Here is a 16,121-nt window from a genome sequence, read left to right on the forward strand (position 1 = left end):
GCCGCCGCCCGGATCCTGTTTCCAGGTGGTCCCGGTACCAGGATAAGGACACTCTGGTACCAGCCTGAGCGACCCCGCACGCTCGATGCTGTGACCGAAACCACCACTTCCGCACGCCCGGTCGGTTCCGCCGTCCAGGCGCCACCCGTGCTCGACGGGCTCGGGCTGTTCACCGTGCTGCTCGGCGCGGCCCTGCCGCTCATCGACTTCTTCATCGTCAATGTCGCCCTCCCCAGCATCGGTGCCGACCTCGCCGCGGGCGAGGCGGTGCTGGAACTCGTCGTCGCCGGGTACGGGCTGGCGTACGCCGTCCTGCTCGTCCTCGGCGGCCGGCTCGGCGACCTGTTCGGGCGGCGGCGGCTGTTCCTGGGCGGCATGGCGGCCTTCGGCCTCACCTCGCTGGCCTGCGGGCTCGCGCCCGACGCGTGGATGCTGGTGGCGGCGCGGGTCGCGCAGGGCGCGGCGGCCGCCGCGATGCTGCCGCAGGTGCTCGCCACCATCCAGTCGGCCACCGCCGGAGCGCGCCGCGCCCGGGCGATGGGCATGTACGGCGCGACGGCCGGGCTGGCGATGGTCGCCGGGCAGATCCTCGGCGGGGTGCTGGTCGCCGCCGATGTCGCGGGCACCGGCTGGCGCTCGGTGTTCCTGGTGAACGTGCCGGTCGTCGTCGTGGGCCTGGTCCTCGCCGCCCGCGCCGTACCGGAGACCCGCTCCCCGCATCCGGAGCCGGTGGACGGGCCCGGGACCGTGCTGCTCGCCGCCGCCCTGCTCGCCCTGCTGGCGCCGCTGACCGAGGGCCGGGCGGCGGGCTGGCCGCTGTGGACGTGGCTGTCGCTGGCCGCGTTTCCGCTGCTGGCGGCCGCGTTCTACGCCGTGGAGCGGCGGGCGGACCGGCGGGGGCGTACGCCGCTGGTGCCGCCGAGCCTGTTCGCGCTGACCTCGCTGCGGCGGGGGCTGGTGCTGATCGTGCCGTTCTCGATCGGGTTCAGCGGGTTCATGTTCGTGATCGCGGTGGCGTTGCAGCAGGGGGCGGGGCTGGGGCCGGTCGCGGCGGGGGTCGCGCTGGTGCCGATGGCGGTGACCTTCTTCTGTGTCTCCCTCGCCGGTCCGCGCCTGGTGGCCCGTTACGGCACGCGTGTGGTGACCGCCGGTGCGCTGGTCCAGGCGGTGGGCGTGGGGCTGATGGCGCTCGCGGCCTGGCGTTCCTGGCCGGAGCTGGGGTGGGTGCAGCTGCTGCCGGGCGCCGCGATCGCCGGCGTCGGCCAGGCGCTGCAACTCCCCGTCGTCTTCCGCGTCGTGCTCTCCGAGGTGCCCGGCGCCCGGGCCGGCGTCGGCAGCGGCGTGATGATCACCACCCAGCAGTCCGCACTGGCGTTGGGCGTGGCCACCCTCGGCACCCTGTTCCTCTCACTGGTCCCGGCGCTGGGCATGCGGAACGCCCTGGTCACCACGCTTGTCGTGCAGCTCGCCGGTATCGCCCTGACCGGCCTGCTGAGCCTGCGCCTGCCGCGCACGGTCGGCTGAACCCCGCGACGCGAGGGCACAGCTGTGTGAAGAGATCCCTGTTGATGTTGATCCTGCTGCACACTCCTTGCTGCACGACCGCACGAACGGATCGCCGGACCGGACGCTGGAGGCGTCATGTCGCAGATCGACACGAGCAAGGTCAGCCGGTGGGACCAGCACGGACGCGAACACGTGGTCCGGGTCCAGCGCACCGGTGTGCAGCGCACGATCCGATGCGACACGTGCGGCTGGCGGCGGGGTGCGCAGTTCCTGCCCTGGCTGAAGGCGGAGGAGCACCTCGCGGAGGCGCACCAGGCGACGGTGGACCCCGCCGGGGCCTGACGGGTCGCCGGTCGCCTGGGTCAGGCCCGCAGCCCCAGCACCACCAGCTCCACCAGCGCCGCGAAGTCCGCCTCAGCCTCCGGCTGTGCCCACTCGGGTGCGTAACAGGGGTCGTGGAAGCGCCCCGTGGCATGGAACACCGCGCGGGCCGTGCTCTGGGGGTCGTCGGACGCGAAGGTGCCCGCCGCCACCCCCGCCTCGATGATCCGGGTCAACTGGGCGGTGAGATCGTCGATGTGCTCCGGGACCGCCTCATTGCTCTCGCCGGTCAGCACCATGTAGGTCGCGAACAACTCCGGATCGTCGCCCGCCTTGCGGCGCTTGGCGTCGAACAGCCCCCGCAGCCAGTCCCGCAGCCGCGCCTCCGGGTCACGGTCCTCGGCGACTATCCCGGCCAGCGCCTCGGACGTACGGTCCAGCCACCGCTTCGTGACCGCCTCCCGCAGCGCCGCCTTGGTGCGGAAGTGCCGGTACACACTGCCGTGGCTGACGCCGAGCGCGCGGGCCACGTCGACCACGGTGGCCTTGGCCGGGCCGTGACGGCGCAGCACCTCCTCGGTCGTTTCGAGGATGCGCTCGGCGGTCAGGGTTTCGCTGGTCGGGGGCATGAGGTGACCGTACCTCGTGCCCGGATCAGCGTTCGCTGTCGAGGTGCGACATCTGCTGCGTCGGATAGCGGTCGCCGGCCGCCGCATCCGCCGGGACGGCCTCCTCGATCGCCCGCAGGTCGGCCTCGTCCAGCGTGACGTCCAGCGCGCCCAGCGCCTCCGTCAGCCGGTCCCGGCGGCGGGCGCCGACCAGCGGCACCATGTCGTCGCCGCGCGAGAGCACCCAGGCGATGGCGATCTGCGCGACGCTCACGCCCTTCTGCTCGGCGATCTTCCGCAGCGCCTCCACCAGGTTCAGGTTGTGCTGGAGGTTCTCGCCCTGGAAGCGGGGCGACAGGGCCCGGAAGTCGTTCGCGGCGAGCTGCCGGTCGGCGGTGAAGTGGCCGGAGATCAGCCCGCGCGAGAGCACGCCGTACGCCGTGACGGCGATGCCCAGTTCACGGGTGGTCGGCAGGATCTCGGTCTCGATGCCGCGCGAGATCAGCGAGTACTCGATCTGCAGGTCCGAGATCGGGGCGGTGGCGGCGGCCCGGCGGATCGTCTCGGCGCCGACCTCGCTGAGGCCGATGTGCCGGACGTACCCCTTCTCGACCAGTTCGGCGATCGCGCCGACGGTCTCCTCGATCGGGACGTCCGGGTCGAGGCGGGCGATCCGGTAGACGTCGATGTGGTCGACGCCGAGGCGCTGGAGCGAGTAGGCGGCGAAGTTCTTCACGGCGGCCGGGCGGCCGTCGTAGCCCGACCAGCCGCCGTCCGGGTCGCGCAGGGCGCCGAACTTCACGCTGAGCAGCGCCTGTTCGCGCCGGGCGGCGGGCGCGGCGCGCAGGGCCTCGCCGATGAGCAGCTCGTTGTGGCCCATGCCGTAGAAGTCGCCGGTGTCGAGCAGGGTGACGCCGGCCTCCAGGGCGGCGTGGATGGTGGCGATGGATTCGGCCCGGTCCGCCTCGCCGTACAGCGCGGACATGCCCATGCAGCCGAGGCCGAGGGCGGAGACCTGGGGGCCGGTGGTTCCGAGAGTGCGCGTTTGCATCGTCATGTCCTCCACCTTGCCCTAACAGCTGACAGATTTCAATATCTGTCAGCTGTAATTTGTTAGCCGCAGTCTGTTAGCCCTTGCGAGGGCCCGCTCAGCGCGCCGTGAACGCCAGCTTCGCCCCCAGCGCCACGAACGACCCCGCGAACGTCCGGCGCAGCCAGGTCATCACGCGCGGCCGGGACACCACATGGCTGCGCACGGACGCCGCGAGCAGCCCGAAGGCGACGAACACGACGAATGTCACCATCATGAACACACCGCCCAGCATCAGCATCCGGGGCACCGCGTGCGGCTCGGCGGGGCTCACGAACTGGGGCAGGAACGCCAGGAAGAAGATCGTCACCTTCGGGTTGAGCAGATTGATCAGCACGGCCCGCACGATCACCCGCCCCGAGGTGACGGGCGGGGCACCCTCCTGGCCGACGTCGATCGCGCCCTTCTCCCGCACCGTCGCCCAGGCCATGTAGAGGAGGTAGGCGACACCGGCGTACTTCAGCGCCTGAAAAGCGGTCGCGCTGGCGTGCAGCAGCGCGGCGACGCCGGTGACGGTGGCCAGCACATGCGGCACGATCGCCAGCGTGCACCCGAAGGCGGCGGCGACACTCGCCCGCCGCCCCCGGGAGAGCCCGGCGGCGAGGGTATAGACGAGGCCGGTGCCGGGGGTGACGACGACAACGAGGGTGGTCAGCAGAAACGCGATGCTCATACGGCCACCCTGATAGCGCGATGGCCCCCGTTACAGGTCCACAAAGGAACCTGTATCGGGGGCCAATCACACGTGGTCGGCGTGAACCCTGAGTCCTAGGCGCCGATCAGACGCCCCGCCAAGTAGCCCTCGATCTGGTCGAGAGACACCCGCTCCTGCTTCATGGTGTCGCGCTCGCGCACCGTCACCGCGTTGTCCTCCAGGGTGTCGAAGTCGACCGTCACGCAGTACGGCGTACCGATCTCGTCCTGGCGGCGGTAGCGGCGGCCGATCGCGCCGGCGTCGTCGAACTCGATGTTCCAGTTCTGGCGCAGCGCCTGCGCGAGACCCTTGGCCTTCGGGGACAGCTCCGGGTTACGGGACAGCGGCAGCACCGCCACCTTCACCGGCGCGAGGCGGTGGTCGAGCCGCAGCACCGTGCGCTTCTCCATCTTGCCCTTGGCGTTCGGCGCCTCGTCCTCGACATAGGCGTCGAGCAGGAAGGCCAGCATCGCCCGGCCGACACCGGCCGCGGGCTCGATGACGTACGGCGTCCAGCGCTCGCCGGCCTCCTGGTCGAAGTAGGAGAGGTCCTGGCCGGAGGCCTTGGAGTGCGAGGAGAGGTCGTAGTCGGTGCGGTTGGCGACACCCTCCAGCTCGCCCCACTCGCTGCCGCCGAACTGGAAGCGGTACTCGATGTCGGCGGTGCGCTTGGAGTAGTGGGAGAGCTTCTCCTTGGGGTGCTCGTACCAGCGCATGTTCTCCTCACGGAGACCCAGGCCGGTGTACCAGTTCCAGCGCTGCTCCATCCAGTACTCGTGCCACTTCTCGTCCTCGCCCGGCTTGACGAAGAACTCCATCTCCATCTGCTCGAACTCACGGGTGCGGAAGATGAAGTTGCCCGGCGTGATCTCGTTGCGGAACGACTTGCCCATCTGGGCGATGCCGAACGGCGGCTTGCGCCGCGAGGTGGTCTGCACCTGGGCGAAGTTGGTGAAGATGCCCTGCGCGGTCTCCGGCCGCAGGTAGGCGATGGAGCCGGAGTCCTGGGTCGGGCCGAGGTGCGTCGACAGCAGGCCGGAGAACTGCTTGGGCTCGGTGAACTGGCCCTTGGTGCCGCAGTTCGGGCAGTTGATGTCGGCGAGGCCGTTCTCGGGGGCGCGGCCCTTCTTCTCCTCGTACGCCTCTTCCAGGTGGTCCGCGCGGAACCGCTTGTGGCAGGAGGTGCACTCGGTCAGCGGGTCCGTGAAGGTGGCGACGTGACCGGAGGCGACCCAGACCTCGGGGGCCAGGATGACGGACGAGTCGATACCGACGACGTCCTCGCGCGACGTCACCATGTAGCGCCACCACTGACGCTTGAGGTTCTCCTTGAGCTCGACACCCAGGGGCCCGTAGTCCCAGGCGGCACGCTGACCGCCGTAGATCTCACTGCAGGGGAAAACGAAGCCACGGCGCTTGCTCAGGCTGACGATGGTGTCGATCTTGTCGGCGGCCACGGTGCTCTCTTCATTACGACGACGGGCGACGAAGCGAGATGCTTCCAGCGAATGATTCAGGTTACCGGCGCGGACTCCCCCTGAACCAAATCGGGGCTCCCCCTGAACCGAATCGGCCCTTTGTTGACAACCGTTTCCAATTTTGTTGAAAATGACTCTCATGAACATACGACGACGCCTGATCCCCACGGCAGCACTGGCCGCCCTCAGCCTCACTGCCGTCTCCGCCTGCTCCAACGACACCGCGAGCGCGGGCGGCGCGGGCAACACGGACAAGTTCGACGTCGTCGCCTCGTTCTATCCGATGCAGTTCCTCGCCGAGCAGATCGGCGGGGACCATGTGAACGTCACCACCCTGACCGAGCCCGGTCAGGAGCCGCACGACCTGGAGCTCAGCACCAAGCAGACCGCCGAGCTCGGCGAGGCGGACGCGATCCTCTTCCTCAAGACCCTCCAGCCCGCCGTCGACGAGGCGGTCGCCCAGACCGACGTCAAGACGAAGATCGACGCGGCCACCCTCACCAAGCTGGAGGACCACGGCGACGTCGAGCACGAGCACGCCGGTGAGGAGGCGCACGCGGAGTCCGAGGAGGAGGAGCACGCCCTCGACCCGCACGTCTGGCTGGACCCGGTGAAGTACGCCGAGGTCGCGAGCGGCGTCGGCGCGGCCTTCGAGAAGGCCGACCCGGACCACGCGGCCGACTACAAGAAGAACACCGAGGCCCTGGTCAAGAAGCTGGACGCGCTCAACACCGAGTACACGGACGGCCTGAAGGACACCAAGACCAAGGTCTTCTTCACCAACCACGCGGCCTTCGGCTACCTGGCCGAGCGCTACGGCCTGACCCAGGAGGCCATCTCCGGCCTCGACCCGGAGAGCGAGCCCAGCCCCGCCCGGATCAAGGAACTCCAGGAGGAGGCCAAGGCCGACGGCGTGACCACCGTCTTCTACGAGACACTGGTGAGCGACAAGACCGCGAAGACCCTCGCCAAGGACGCGGGCCTGAAGACGGACGTCCTCGACCCGCTCGAGGGCATCACCGACAAGTCCAAGGGCGACGACTACTTCCAGGTCATGCAGGCCAACCTCAAGGCACTGGAAACGGCCTTGGGCACCAAGTGATCGTTACGGAGGACGCCATGGGCGCCACGGGAGAGCCCGTCATATCGATGCGCGGCATCCGCGCCGAGTTGGGCTCACGCCCCGTCCTGCGCGGCATCGACCTCACCGTGCGCCACGGTGAGGTCGTCGCGCTGCTCGGCGCGAACGGCTCGGGCAAGTCGACGGCGGTACGCAGCGTCATCGGGCAGGTGCCGGTCAGCGCCGGGCAGATCGAGCTGTTCGGGACCCCGCGGCACCGGTTCCGGGACTGGGCGCGTGTCGGGTACGTCCCGCAGCGCACGACGGCCGCGGGCGGGGTGCCGGCCACGGTGACGGAGGTCGTCTCCTCCGGGCGGCTGTCGAGGGCCCGCTTCGGCATGCTGCGCAAGGCGGACCACGCGGCCGTACGCCGGGCCCTGGAGGTGGTCGGCATGGCGGACCGCGCCAAGGACTCGGTCAACGCCCTCTCCGGTGGCCAGCACCAGCGCGTGCTGATCGCCCGCGCCCTCGCCTCCGAACCCGACCTGCTGATCATGGACGAGCCGATGGCGGGCGTCGACCTGGCCAGCCAGGAGGTACTCGCGGGCACCCTGCGGGACCAGGTCGCCTCCGGTACGACCGTGCTGCTCGTCCTGCACGAACTGGGCCCCCTGGAACCGCTGATCGACCGGGCGGTGGTCCTGCGCGACGGCTGCGTCACCCACGACGGCCCGCCCCCGAAGGCGGTCGGCCAGCACGCCCTGCCCGGCCACGACCACGTACACCCGCACGCGGCGCACGACGCCGAACCGATCCGCACGGGACTGCTCAGCTGATGGACTTCCTCGACTACGCCTTCATGCAGCGGGCCCTGCTCGCCGCGGTCCTGGTCGGCATCACGGCCCCCGCGATCGGCATCTACCTCGTGCAGCGCCGCCAGGCCCTGATGGGCGACGGCATCGGCCATGTCGCCATGACCGGCGTCGGCCTGGGCTTCCTGCTCTCCTGGTCCCCGGTGTGGATGGCGACCATCGTCTCCATCCTCGGCGCGGTGCTCATGGAGCTGATCCGCTGGTTCGGCCGCACCCGCGGCGACATCGCCCTCGCCATGCTCTTCTACGGCGGTATGGCCGGCGGCGTGATGTTCATCAACCTCGCGCCCACCGGATCCAACGCGAACCTCACGTCGTACCTCTTCGGCTCGCTGTCGACGGTGAGCGAGTCCGATGTCACGGCGATCTGCGTGCTCGCCGCGTTCGTGGTCCTGGTCACCCTCGGGCTGCGCAGGCAGCTGTTCGCGGTCAGCCAGGACGAGGAGTTCGCGCGGGTGACGGGCCTGCCGGTGCGGGCGCTGAACCTGCTGACGGCGATCACCGCGGCGGTGACGGTCACCGTGGCGATGCGGGTGGTCGGTCTGCTGCTGGTGTCGGCGCTGATGGTGGTGCCGGTGGCCGCCGCCCAGCAGCTCACCCGCAGCTTCGCGGCGACCTTCGCGGTCGCGGTCGCGATCGGCGTGGCCGTCACCCTCGGCGGCACGATCACCTCGTACTACCAGGATGTTCCGCCCGGCGCGACCATTGTGCTGCTGACCATCGGCGCGTTCGTCGTGCTGACCGCGCTGGCGGCTCCGCTGGCCCGGCGGCGCGCGCGGGCGCTGGCCACCGCGCACCCTGCCGGGGACCCGGCGGAGTGTGCGATTCCGGCCACCCGGGCAGCCGGGGACGAGGTCGGCGTCTGACTGCGCCCAGTCCGGGCTGGCACAATGGCCCGGCAGACGCAGAGCAAGGAGGCAACCGGTGACCACCGCTGGACCGCCCGTGAAGGGCCGCGCCACTCGGCAGCGCGCCGCCGTGGCGGCAGCCCTGGAAGAGGTCGACGAGTTCCGCAGCGCGCAGGAACTGCACGACATGCTCAAGCACAAGGGCGACGCCGTCGGGCTCACCACGGTCTACCGCACCCTGCAGTCGCTCGCCGACGCCGGCGAGGTCGACGTCCTGCGCACCGCCGACGGCGAGTCCGTCTACCGCCGCTGCTCCACCGGCGAACACCACCATCACCTGGTCTGCCGCAGCTGCGGCAAGGCCGTCGAGGTGGAGGGGCCTGCTGTGGAGACGTGGGCGGAGGCCATCGCCGCCGAGCACGGCTATGTCAACGTGGCGCACACGGTGGAGATCTTCGGCACCTGCGCGGACTGCGCGGCGGCGGCCGAGCGGGACTGAGCCCCGGCTCTCTCAGACCCGGGGCAGGTGCCGGGCCAGCAGGGTCCGCAGACGGTCCAGGTCGTCCGCGGTGCGCAGGCCGCGCTTGGGCGCGACCTCCAGGATCAGGATGTTCGGGTCGCGGCTGAGCAGCACCAGATGATCTCGGGTCTCGCGATACCCACGGAACAGCGACCAGCGCTGCGTCAGCGTGGTGTGGTCGGTCTCGACCGTGATCCCGGCATCGGACACCGTGGCCCGATACTCGCCCTGCCACGAGACGGTCCGGAACACATGGTTGGCCTGAATGCGGGGCGTGCCCCAGATCAGGACCGCGGTCAGCAGCGAAAGCGCGACCCCCGGCGCCGCATCCGCCCCACCGAGGGCGAGGAACGCGCCGAACGCAGCGAACAGCACCGCGGCCACCCACCGCACCGGCGTCAGCCGCCGAATGCGATCACGGACCTGTATGCCTCGGAGAATGTCGGCCCGTGTCGGCCGGAAGGCCAGCTCGACGGTGTCGGTGCCACTGTCCTGAATGATGTCCCGCCCCTGGTGATCCATGGGCGGGACTCTACCGACCGGCGGCCGGACTCAGCCGCGCGGCTGCTTGCCTTCCATGGCCAGCAGCTCCTCGTTCGGGATCGCGCCGCCGAAACGCCGGTCGCGCGACGCGTACTCCACGCAGGCCCGCCACAGGTCACGGCGGTCGAAATCCGGCCACAGGACGTCCTGGAAGACCATCTCGGCGTAGGCGCTCTGCCAGAGCAGATAGTTGGAGGTGCGCTGCTCGCCGCTGGGACGCAGGAATAGGTCGACGTCCGGCATGTCGGGGTAGTAGAGGTACTTCGCGAAGGTCTTCTCGGTGACCTTGGACGGGTCCAGACGCCCGGCCTTCACGTCCTCCGCCAGCGCCAGCGCCGCGTCCGCGATCTCGGCGCGGCCGCCGTAGTTCATGCAGAAGTACAGGGTCAGCCGGTCGTTGCCCTTGGTCTGCTCCTGGGCGATCTGGAGTTCCTTGGCGACCGACTTCCACAGCTTGGGCATCCGGCCCACCCAGCGCACCCGGACGCCGAGTTCGTCGAGCTGGTCGCGGGTCTTGCGGATGAAGTCGCGGTTGAAGTTCATCAGGAAGCGCACCTCGTCCGGCGACCGCTTCCAGTTCTCGGTGGAGAAGGCGTACAGCGAGATCGCGCCGACGCCCATCTCGATCGCGCCCTGGAGCACGTCCAGCACCCGCTCGGCGCCCACCTTGTGTCCCTCGGTGCGCGGCAGCCCGCGCTCCTTGGCCCAGCGTCCGTTGCCGTCCATGACGATCGCCACGTGGCCGGGGATCAGCTCACCGGGCAGCTTCGGCGCGCGGGCACCGGACGGGTGCGGCTCCGGCGTCTTGTACTCGCGCCGCTGGCGCCCCAGGAACCCGCGTACGGCCATGTGCTTCTCGTCTCCTCAGGTCTTACTGCTTTTCCACGTACCGAAGTGAGCGCAGCCCGCGCTCCAGGTGCCAGTGCAGATACGCGGACACCAGCCCGCTGCCCTCCCGCACATACCGCGGCTCGCACGCGTCCGCGGTCTCCCAGTCTCCCGTAAGCAGCGCACCGAGGAGCTCCAGGGTCTGCGGGGAGGGTACGACGCTCCCGGGCACCCGGCAGTCCGCGCAGACCGAGCCGCCGGACGCCACCGAGAAGAACCGGTTCGGGCCGGGCAGGCCGCACTTGGCGCAGTCGGTGAAGCTGGGGGCGTAGCCGTTGACGGCGAGGGAGCGCAGCAGGAAGGCGTCGAGGACGAGGTGCGGGGCGTGCTCGCCGCGGGCGAGCGTGCGCAGGGCGCCGACCAGCAGCAGGTACTGCTGCACGGCCGGCTCGCCCTCGTGGTCGGTGAACCGCTCCGCCGTCTCCAGCATCGCCGTCCCGGCGGTGTAGCGCGCGTAGTCGGTCACGATCCCGCCGCCGTACGGAGCGATGGTCTCGCTCTGCGTGCACAGCGGCAGCCCGCGCCCGACCAGTTCACTGCCCCGCGCGAAGAACTGCACGTCGACATGCGAGAAGGGTTCGAGACGCGCCCCGAACTTGGACTTCGTCCGCCGCACCCCGCGCGCCACCGCCCGCACCCGCCCGTGCCCCCGCGTGAGCAGCGTGATGATCCGGTCCGCCTCACCCAGCTTCTGGGTGCGCAGGACGATGCCGTCGTCCCGGAACAGACTCATCGCACACCGCCATGGCACTGCTGGGGGTGCAGCATGATCCGGTCCGCCGCGCCCGGCTCGCGGGTGTGCAGCGCGATGGCGTCGGCGCGGGACAGGCTCATGCGGCCATTGTCTCCTACGCGGGTGGCCCTCCTTCAGGGAACCTCGCCCCGGCTGCGGGCGTTGGCGTAGGCGGTCGCCGCGCTCAATCGCTCCGCCGCGGTGGCGTTGCGCAGGGCCTCCGGGTCGCAGTCCCACTCCTTCCCGCCGCCGACGGCTCTCAGCTGCACGTACGGCCCCTCGTGCCCCATGACGATCCCCACCTTCCCGCTGCGGGTGTCCACGACGTACGAGCCGATCGGCGGCTTCGGCGGCTTCTTCGACTTCATCGGCTTCCGGCCTTTTCCAGTGCGCTCCGCGATTGCTTCACGGGGTGGTTCCCCGCGTCTTCCGGATTTCACTCTTTGCGACTCCCGGACTACGCACTGCCTCTACACTCGCCGGAAGCCCGACGCACCAGCTGGACGTCAGCGTTCGGCGAGAGGTACCGGGGCCTCCTGGACCGCCCAGCCGTTGCCGTCGGGGTCCTGGAAGAAGAGGAAGGAGTTCCACCGCTCCTCGCCACGGCCCTCCGCCCAGCCGGACGCGTCCACGTGCAGCACCGGAGTCACCTCGACCCCGCGTCCCACCAGCTCCGCCCTGGCCGCCTCGATGTCCGTGACGCAGAGCTGGAGTCCCTGGAGCGAGCCGGGGACCATGCGGGACTGGCCCGGAGAGTCGGGCATGCCGGACTCCAGCACGATGGAGCAGCGGGAGCCGGGCGGCGTGAGCTGGACGAAACGGCCGGTGTCGCCGAAGAACGACGCGTCGATGTCGGCGCGGAAACCGCACTGGTCCTCGTAGAAGGCCTTGGCCCGGTCCAGGTCGGTGACCGGTACGGCGATCACCTCGAGGGTCCATTCCATACGCGCACCTCCTCAGCCATGGTCCTCCCACGACACAGGCCGCGCCCGTCGGCCGCTCGACGTGGACCTCAATGCCCGGCGAACCGGCGTACGTACGCCCGCTGCCACGGCGTCTCCACCGCCCGCCGGTCGTAACCCGCCCGGACGTACGCCACGGCCTCCTCGGGCGGTACGCCGTCCAGAACCGCCAGGCAGGCCAGCGCCGTTCCCGTACGCCCGCGCCCGCCGCCGCAGGCGATCTCGACGCGCTCGGCGGCGGCTCGCTCCCAGGCCTCGGTCAGTGCCGTCCGGGCGTCGGCCCGGTCCTTCGGGAGGCGGAAGTCGGGCCAGTGGATCCAGCGGGACTCCCAGGGGTGGGCCTGGGGCGGCTTGCCGAGGAGGTAGACGCCGTACGACGGGCCGGGCGCCGCCGGGTCGAGGGGGTGCCGCAGGCCCCGGCCGCGGATCAGGCGGCCCGAGGGCAGCCGGAGTACGCCTGGCAACTGTTCGTCCCACTTGTCGATCGTCGTCATGGTGTTATTCGAAACTTGTTCGGCGTGCCCGGGCAACCGATTCCGGACAACCGGTGGTCTGGAGGGCGAGGGGGTGCTTGATGCAGGCCGAACCAGAGGCCCAGTTCCAGGAATTCGTCAGGGCGAGATGGTCCCATCTCGTCCGGACCGCCTATCTGCTCACCGGCGACGCGCACCACGCCGAGGACCTGACACAGACCGCGCTGGCGAAGGCGTACGGCTCCTGGCGGCGCGTGGCGCGCAGTGACAGTCCGGAGGCGTATGTGCGGCGGATGCTCGTCACCTGCAACAGCGACCGGTTCCGCAAGCGGCGGGTGAGCGAGGCGCTGACCGCGTCGCCGCCCGAGCGGGCGGGGCGGGACGACGCCGTGTCGCGGGCGGACGAGCGGAGCGCGCTGATGGGTGCGCTCGCCGGGTTGCCGCCCCGGCAGCGGGCGGTGGTGGTGATGCGGTACTGGGAGGACCTGTCGGAGGCGGAGGTCGCCGAGGTGCTCGGCTGCTCCACCGGCACGGTCAAGAGCCAGGCCGCCAAGGGGCTGGCGAAGTTGCGTACGTATCCGGGGCTCGCGCAGGTCATGGACGCACCTGCCGGCCGCGCGTCGGGGGGACAGGGAGGCACCAGGTGAGCCACGACGAGGACGAGCGGCAGTTCGAGGAACAGGTCCGTGAGCTGCTCGCCGAGGACGCCTACGCCGTCCAGCCGTCGCAGGTGCCGTATCCGGCGATCCGGCAGCAGGGCACGGTCGAGCGGCGCCGGCGGGTGGCGGCGGTCGGGGCGGCGCTGGTGACGCTGGTGGCGGTGCCCGTGGGGGCGTACGCGCTGACGGGCGGGACGAACGGGGCGGACACCGCCACGCCGAGCCCGTCCGTCACCGCCCCGCCGTCGCCGACGCCCACGCCCTCTCCGACGCCGTCCGGACCCTCGGGTCCGGCCACGGACGGGCAGTTGCTGGACGGGATCGACCGGGCCACGGCCGTGTCCGGGGTGGAGGACTGTCTGGCGTACAGCATGGGCGGTGGCCTGGGTGACACCTCCCTCGGTGAGGCCTCCGACTACCGGATCCTGCTCGCCATGCGCAGCACCGGCGACAGCAACGCCCCCGGCGACGGCCACTTCGTCGTCGCGGTGCGGGAGAAGGGCCCGAAGACCCGGCTGATCTGCAACATCAAGGATGGCGAGGTCTCCGGACGGAGCGTCAGCAGCGGCGACGACGCGATCCCGGACGCCCCGGTCGTGATGCCCGACATCAACGCGCACAAGCTCTACATGCAGTCGGTCATCGACAGGGGCAACTGGAGGCTGCCCTTCCGCTGGGCGAGCATCGGCACGGTCGAGCCGTCCGTGGCCCGGGTGACCGTCTCCTACGGGGACGAGACGAGCGAGGCGGTACTGGACGACGGCTGGTTCGTCGCCGCCGGTGAGCTGAACCAGCAGGTCACCAGGTCACCGCACGTCAAGGGGTACGACGCCGACGGCAAGCTGGTCTACGACTCCGACCGGGACAAGTACTACATTCCGACGCTGCCGTAGCGGCGTGGCTGGCCCCGGTCAGCCCTCTGCGCCACGGAAGTGAACCGCCGTCACCGCGCTGCGCGCCCTCCACGTCACGGGCGCGCAGCGCGGTGATGATGGCGCGATGACGGTGAACGGTGAGCTCGGGGGACGCGTCGTCCGGGGTCCCTCACCTGCGCCAACTCCCGCCATTTCCTCGCGTCAATGGTGCGACCTCTGGCAGATACACCATTCGTGTGTGATCTCTTGACCGCCCCCCTGGCCGCTCCTATGGTCGCGCTGACCGCAGGACGTAGGACGTCGTATCTCCTGATCGTCCGAATCTTCCGACCGCCTCCCCCACGACTCCCGGAGGACCTGTGCGCGACGTGACCAACGACGTTCCGGCGCTGCACCGCCGCTCGTTTCTGAAGCACACCGGCGCCCTCGGCGCCGCCGCCGCGGTCTCCACGTCGCTGTCCGCCTGTTCGGCCGGCCCGGAGTCCACCAACGACACCGGCGACGGGGGCACGGGCCCGAACCGGACGCTGACGGCGGTCATCGGCTACGGGAACGACGGGACCTGGGACCCGACACAGACGGCGTCGGCGTTCTGCATGGCCGCCAACAACCACATCTACGAGGGGCTGCTCGACACCGACCCGATCTCCCGGGAACCCTATCCGGCGCTGGCGACCGCCGTGCCCGCGGACCTCACCGCCACGTCCTGGACGTTCACCCTGCGCGCGGGCGCCACGTTCCACGACGGCAGGCCGGTCACCGCCGACGACGTGGTGTTCGTCTTCGACCGGATCCTCGACCCGGGCACCCAGACCCTGGCCAAGGGGTTCTTCGAGCCCTGGCTGAAGGACGTACGCAAGGTCGACGAGCGGAACGTCGAGCTGGTGCTGAAGTTCCCCTTCCCGGAAGGGGTCTCCCGGCTCACCCTGGCCAAGATCATGCCGAAGCACGTGTTCTCCCGGCCCGGCGCCTGGAACGACGCGATCAGAGGGCTGGCCGTGGGTTCGGGGCCGTACCGGCAGACCGCGCACCACCCGAAGTCCAACACCACCTTCGAGGCATTCGCCGCCTACAACGGCCCGCGCCCGCCCGCCTTCAGGAAGATGAACTGGCTGACGATCGTCGACGCCGCCCCGCGCGTCGCGAAGATCTCCGGCGGCAGCGCGGGTGCGCAGATCGCGGACAACATCCCGTACGCCAACATCGGCCGGCTGGAGAGCAGCGGGCTGACGGTGGCGGGCGGGGCCGGGATGAACAACCTGTTCCTGATGTTCAACACCCGGCACAAGCCGTTCGACGACGTGCGGGTGCGGCAGGCGCTGCACTACGCCATCGACAGCGAGAAGATCGTGGAGGTCGCCCTCAAGGGGCACGGCAAGCCGTCGTCGTCGTTCCTCAACGAGGCCAATCCGACGTACCGGCGGGCGAAGACGGTCTACGACCACGACCCGGACCGGGCGAAGGCGCTGCTGAAGGAGGCCGGGGTCAGCGGGCTGCGGATCGACATCCTCGCCGTGAACGTCAGCTGGATCGTGGACTGCCTGCCGACCATCAAGTCGTCCTGGGACGCGATCGGGGTGCGTACGACGCTGTCGCCGCAGGAGACCACGGCCGTGTTCACCAAGATGGACCAGAAGCAGGACTACCAGGTGGTGGCCGCGGCCTCGAACCCCAACCAGTTCGGGCTCGACGCCGACCTGATCATGCGTTACAACTACGGCCCCGAGAACCTGTGGATGCAGTACGCCCGCTGGGCCGGCGACCCGGTCGCGAGGCGGCTCTTCACGGACATGGACCGGGCCACCCGGGAGCCGGACCCGGACCGCAAGAAGACGATGATCCAGGACTACATCGACGTCGTCGCCGAGCAGGCCGTGCTCTACCCGGTCGTCCACAACGAGCTGATGACGGCGTGGGACCCGAGGGATCTCGCCGGGATAAGGGCCCAGCCGTACCCCGGGATCAACGTCCTCCAGGCCAAGTGGGCCTAG

General features: G+C 70.3%; 19 protein-coding genes and 1 pseudogene. 9 read left to right on the forward strand and 11 right to left on the reverse strand.

Going from position 1 to position 16,121, the window contains the following annotated elements:
* Window positions 1-90 precede the first annotated feature (90 nt).
* Complete coding sequence (locus tag SSP24_RS17810) at window positions 91-1,524, forward strand: MFS transporter (RefSeq protein ID WP_141310560.1); 1,434 nt, start codon at window positions 91-93, stop codon at window positions 1,522-1,524.
* Window positions 1,525-1,641: 117 nt separating this feature from the next.
* Entirely contained in the window at window positions 1,642-1,848 is a 207-nt protein-coding gene (locus SSP24_RS17815) for a hypothetical protein (protein WP_141310561.1), read from the forward strand.
* Between the two features lie 20 nt (window positions 1,849-1,868).
* Here SSP24_RS17815 and SSP24_RS17820 read toward each other — a convergent pair whose 3' ends face one another.
* The 4 genes from SSP24_RS17820 to SSP24_RS17835 form a co-directional block, all read right to left on the reverse strand.
* On the reverse strand, window positions 1,869-2,456 hold the full coding sequence (locus SSP24_RS17820) for a TetR/AcrR family transcriptional regulator (RefSeq protein WP_141310562.1): 588 nt from the start codon (window positions 2,454-2,456) through the stop codon (window positions 1,869-1,871).
* 25 nt (window positions 2,457-2,481) lie between these two features.
* Window positions 2,482-3,492: an aldo/keto reductase gene (locus SSP24_RS17825; RefSeq protein ID WP_141310563.1), complete on the reverse strand. Its 1,011-nt coding sequence runs from the start codon at window positions 3,490-3,492 to the stop codon at window positions 2,482-2,484.
* Window positions 3,493-3,583: 91 nt separating this feature from the next.
* Window positions 3,584-4,198 carry a LysE family translocator gene (locus SSP24_RS17830; RefSeq protein WP_141310564.1) on the reverse strand — a complete coding sequence of 205 codons (615 nt, stop codon included), beginning with the start codon at window positions 4,196-4,198 and terminating at the stop codon, window positions 3,584-3,586.
* 95 nt (window positions 4,199-4,293) lie between these two features.
* A complete protein-coding gene (locus SSP24_RS17835) occupies window positions 4,294-5,676 on the reverse strand; it encodes a glycine--tRNA ligase (RefSeq protein ID WP_141310565.1) in 1,383 nt (460 codons plus the stop codon).
* Between the two features lie 160 nt (window positions 5,677-5,836).
* Here SSP24_RS17835 and SSP24_RS17840 point away from each other — a divergent pair, with 160 nt between their 5' ends.
* From SSP24_RS17840 to SSP24_RS17855, 4 genes are read left to right on the forward strand one after another with little or no spacing between them, the layout of a single operon-like run.
* On the forward strand, window positions 5,837-6,799 hold the full coding sequence (locus SSP24_RS17840) for a zinc ABC transporter substrate-binding protein (RefSeq protein ID WP_141310566.1): 963 nt from the start codon (window positions 5,837-5,839) through the stop codon (window positions 6,797-6,799).
* Between the two features lie 17 nt (window positions 6,800-6,816).
* Window positions 6,817-7,593, forward strand: coding sequence for a metal ABC transporter ATP-binding protein (locus tag SSP24_RS17845; protein WP_141310567.1), 777 nt, complete (start codon window positions 6,817-6,819; stop codon window positions 7,591-7,593).
* On the forward strand, window positions 7,593-8,495 hold the full coding sequence (locus tag SSP24_RS17850; RefSeq protein ID WP_141310568.1) for a metal ABC transporter permease: 903 nt from the start codon (window positions 7,593-7,595) through the stop codon (window positions 8,493-8,495). Before SSP24_RS17845 ends, SSP24_RS17850 begins: the two co-directional genes overlap by 1 nt.
* A 58-nt stretch (window positions 8,496-8,553) precedes the next feature.
* Window positions 8,554-8,976, forward strand: a complete 423-nt coding sequence (locus tag SSP24_RS17855; protein ID WP_141310569.1) for a Fur family transcriptional regulator — start codon at window positions 8,554-8,556, stop codon at window positions 8,974-8,976.
* Window positions 8,977-8,988: 12 nt separating this feature from the next.
* On the opposite strand, the gene SSP24_RS17860 is transcribed toward SSP24_RS17855, so the two are convergent.
* From SSP24_RS17860 to SSP24_RS17885, 6 genes are all read right to left on the reverse strand, one after another.
* Window positions 8,989-9,519, reverse strand: a complete 531-nt coding sequence (locus tag SSP24_RS17860) for a YcxB family protein (protein WP_141310570.1) — start codon at window positions 9,517-9,519, stop codon at window positions 8,989-8,991.
* A gap of 30 nt (window positions 9,520-9,549) precedes the next feature.
* On the reverse strand, window positions 9,550-10,389 hold the full coding sequence (locus SSP24_RS17865; protein ID WP_141310571.1) for an isoprenyl transferase: 840 nt from the start codon (window positions 10,387-10,389) through the stop codon (window positions 9,550-9,552).
* A 22-nt stretch (window positions 10,390-10,411) separates the two neighbouring features.
* Window positions 10,412-11,161: a DNA repair protein RecO gene (recO, locus tag SSP24_RS17870; RefSeq protein WP_141310572.1), complete on the reverse strand. Its 750-nt coding sequence runs from the start codon at window positions 11,159-11,161 to the stop codon at window positions 10,412-10,414.
* A gap of 134 nt (window positions 11,162-11,295) precedes the next feature.
* Window positions 11,296-11,529 (reverse strand): hypothetical protein, encoded by a 234-nt coding sequence (locus SSP24_RS17875; RefSeq protein WP_141310573.1) that lies wholly within the window; start codon window positions 11,527-11,529, stop codon window positions 11,296-11,298.
* 138 nt (window positions 11,530-11,667) lie between these two features.
* Window positions 11,668-12,105: a VOC family protein gene (locus SSP24_RS17880; protein ID WP_141310574.1), complete on the reverse strand. Its 438-nt coding sequence runs from the start codon at window positions 12,103-12,105 to the stop codon at window positions 11,668-11,670.
* 68 nt (window positions 12,106-12,173) lie between these two features.
* The gene (locus tag SSP24_RS17885) at window positions 12,174-12,617 is read right to left on the reverse strand and encodes a protein-tyrosine phosphatase family protein (RefSeq protein ID WP_141310575.1); all 444 of its coding nucleotides are present in this window, start codon (window positions 12,615-12,617) and stop codon (window positions 12,174-12,176) included.
* A gap of 80 nt (window positions 12,618-12,697) precedes the next feature.
* Between SSP24_RS17885 and SSP24_RS17890 the strand changes: the two genes are divergently transcribed.
* Both SSP24_RS17890 and SSP24_RS17895 read left to right on the forward strand, forming a co-directional pair.
* The gene (locus SSP24_RS17890; RefSeq protein WP_141310576.1) at window positions 12,698-13,243 is read left to right on the forward strand and encodes a SigE family RNA polymerase sigma factor; all 546 of its coding nucleotides are present in this window, start codon (window positions 12,698-12,700) and stop codon (window positions 13,241-13,243) included.
* Window positions 13,240-14,148 (forward strand): hypothetical protein, encoded by a 909-nt coding sequence (locus tag SSP24_RS17895; protein ID WP_141310577.1) that lies wholly within the window; start codon window positions 13,240-13,242, stop codon window positions 14,146-14,148. Before SSP24_RS17890 ends, SSP24_RS17895 begins: the two co-directional genes overlap by 4 nt.
* Window positions 14,149-14,166: 18 nt before the next feature.
* On the opposite strand, the pseudogene SSP24_RS44155 reads toward SSP24_RS17895, so the two are convergent.
* Window positions 14,167-14,299 (reverse strand): annotated as a pseudogene (locus tag SSP24_RS44155) (FCD domain-containing protein); the annotation flags it as partial.
* A gap of 190 nt (window positions 14,300-14,489) precedes the next feature.
* Here SSP24_RS44155 and SSP24_RS17905 point away from each other — a divergent pair.
* Window positions 14,490-16,121: an ABC transporter substrate-binding protein gene (locus SSP24_RS17905; protein ID WP_141310578.1), complete on the forward strand. Its 1,632-nt coding sequence runs from the start codon at window positions 14,490-14,492 to the stop codon at window positions 16,119-16,121.

The organism is Streptomyces spinoverrucosus (assembly GCF_006539505.1).
GTDB lineage: Bacteria > Actinomycetota > Actinomycetes > Streptomycetales > Streptomycetaceae > Streptomyces > Streptomyces spinoverrucosus.

What these genes read in the sequence shown, in the direction of transcription:
- SSP24_RS17830 (WP_141310564.1), bottom strand. Translation starts at nt 4,198, where the DNA reads ATGAGCATCGCGTTTCTGCTGACCACCCTCGTTGTCGTCGTCACCCCC.
- SSP24_RS17890 (WP_141310576.1), top strand. Translation starts at nt 12,698, where the DNA reads ATGCAGGCCGAACCAGAGGCCCAGTTCCAGGAATTCGTCAGGGCGAGA.
- SSP24_RS17850 (WP_141310568.1), top strand. Translation starts at nt 7,593, where the DNA reads ATGGACTTCCTCGACTACGCCTTCATGCAGCGGGCCCTGCTCGCCGCG.
- SSP24_RS17865 (WP_141310571.1), bottom strand. Translation starts at nt 10,389, where the DNA reads ATGGCCGTACGCGGGTTCCTGGGGCGCCAGCGGCGCGAGTACAAGACG.
- SSP24_RS17845 (WP_141310567.1), top strand. Translation starts at nt 6,817, where the DNA reads ATGGGCGCCACGGGAGAGCCCGTCATATCGATGCGCGGCATCCGCGCC.
- SSP24_RS17815 (WP_141310561.1), top strand. Translation starts at nt 1,642, where the DNA reads ATGTCGCAGATCGACACGAGCAAGGTCAGCCGGTGGGACCAGCACGGA.
- recO (WP_141310572.1), bottom strand. Translation starts at nt 11,161, where the DNA reads ATGAGTCTGTTCCGGGACGACGGCATCGTCCTGCGCACCCAGAAGCTG.
- SSP24_RS17875 (WP_141310573.1), bottom strand. Translation starts at nt 11,529, where the DNA reads ATGAAGTCGAAGAAGCCGCCGAAGCCGCCGATCGGCTCGTACGTCGTG.
- SSP24_RS17860 (WP_141310570.1), bottom strand. Translation starts at nt 9,519, where the DNA reads ATGGATCACCAGGGGCGGGACATCATTCAGGACAGTGGCACCGACACC.
- SSP24_RS17885 (WP_141310575.1), bottom strand. Translation starts at nt 12,617, where the DNA reads ATGACGACGATCGACAAGTGGGACGAACAGTTGCCAGGCGTACTCCGG.
- SSP24_RS17825 (WP_141310563.1), bottom strand. Translation starts at nt 3,492, where the DNA reads ATGACGATGCAAACGCGCACTCTCGGAACCACCGGCCCCCAGGTCTCC.
- SSP24_RS17840 (WP_141310566.1), top strand. Translation starts at nt 5,837, where the DNA reads ATGAACATACGACGACGCCTGATCCCCACGGCAGCACTGGCCGCCCTC.
- SSP24_RS17880 (WP_141310574.1), bottom strand. Translation starts at nt 12,105, where the DNA reads ATGGAATGGACCCTCGAGGTGATCGCCGTACCGGTCACCGACCTGGAC.
- SSP24_RS17820 (WP_141310562.1), bottom strand. Translation starts at nt 2,456, where the DNA reads ATGCCCCCGACCAGCGAAACCCTGACCGCCGAGCGCATCCTCGAAACG.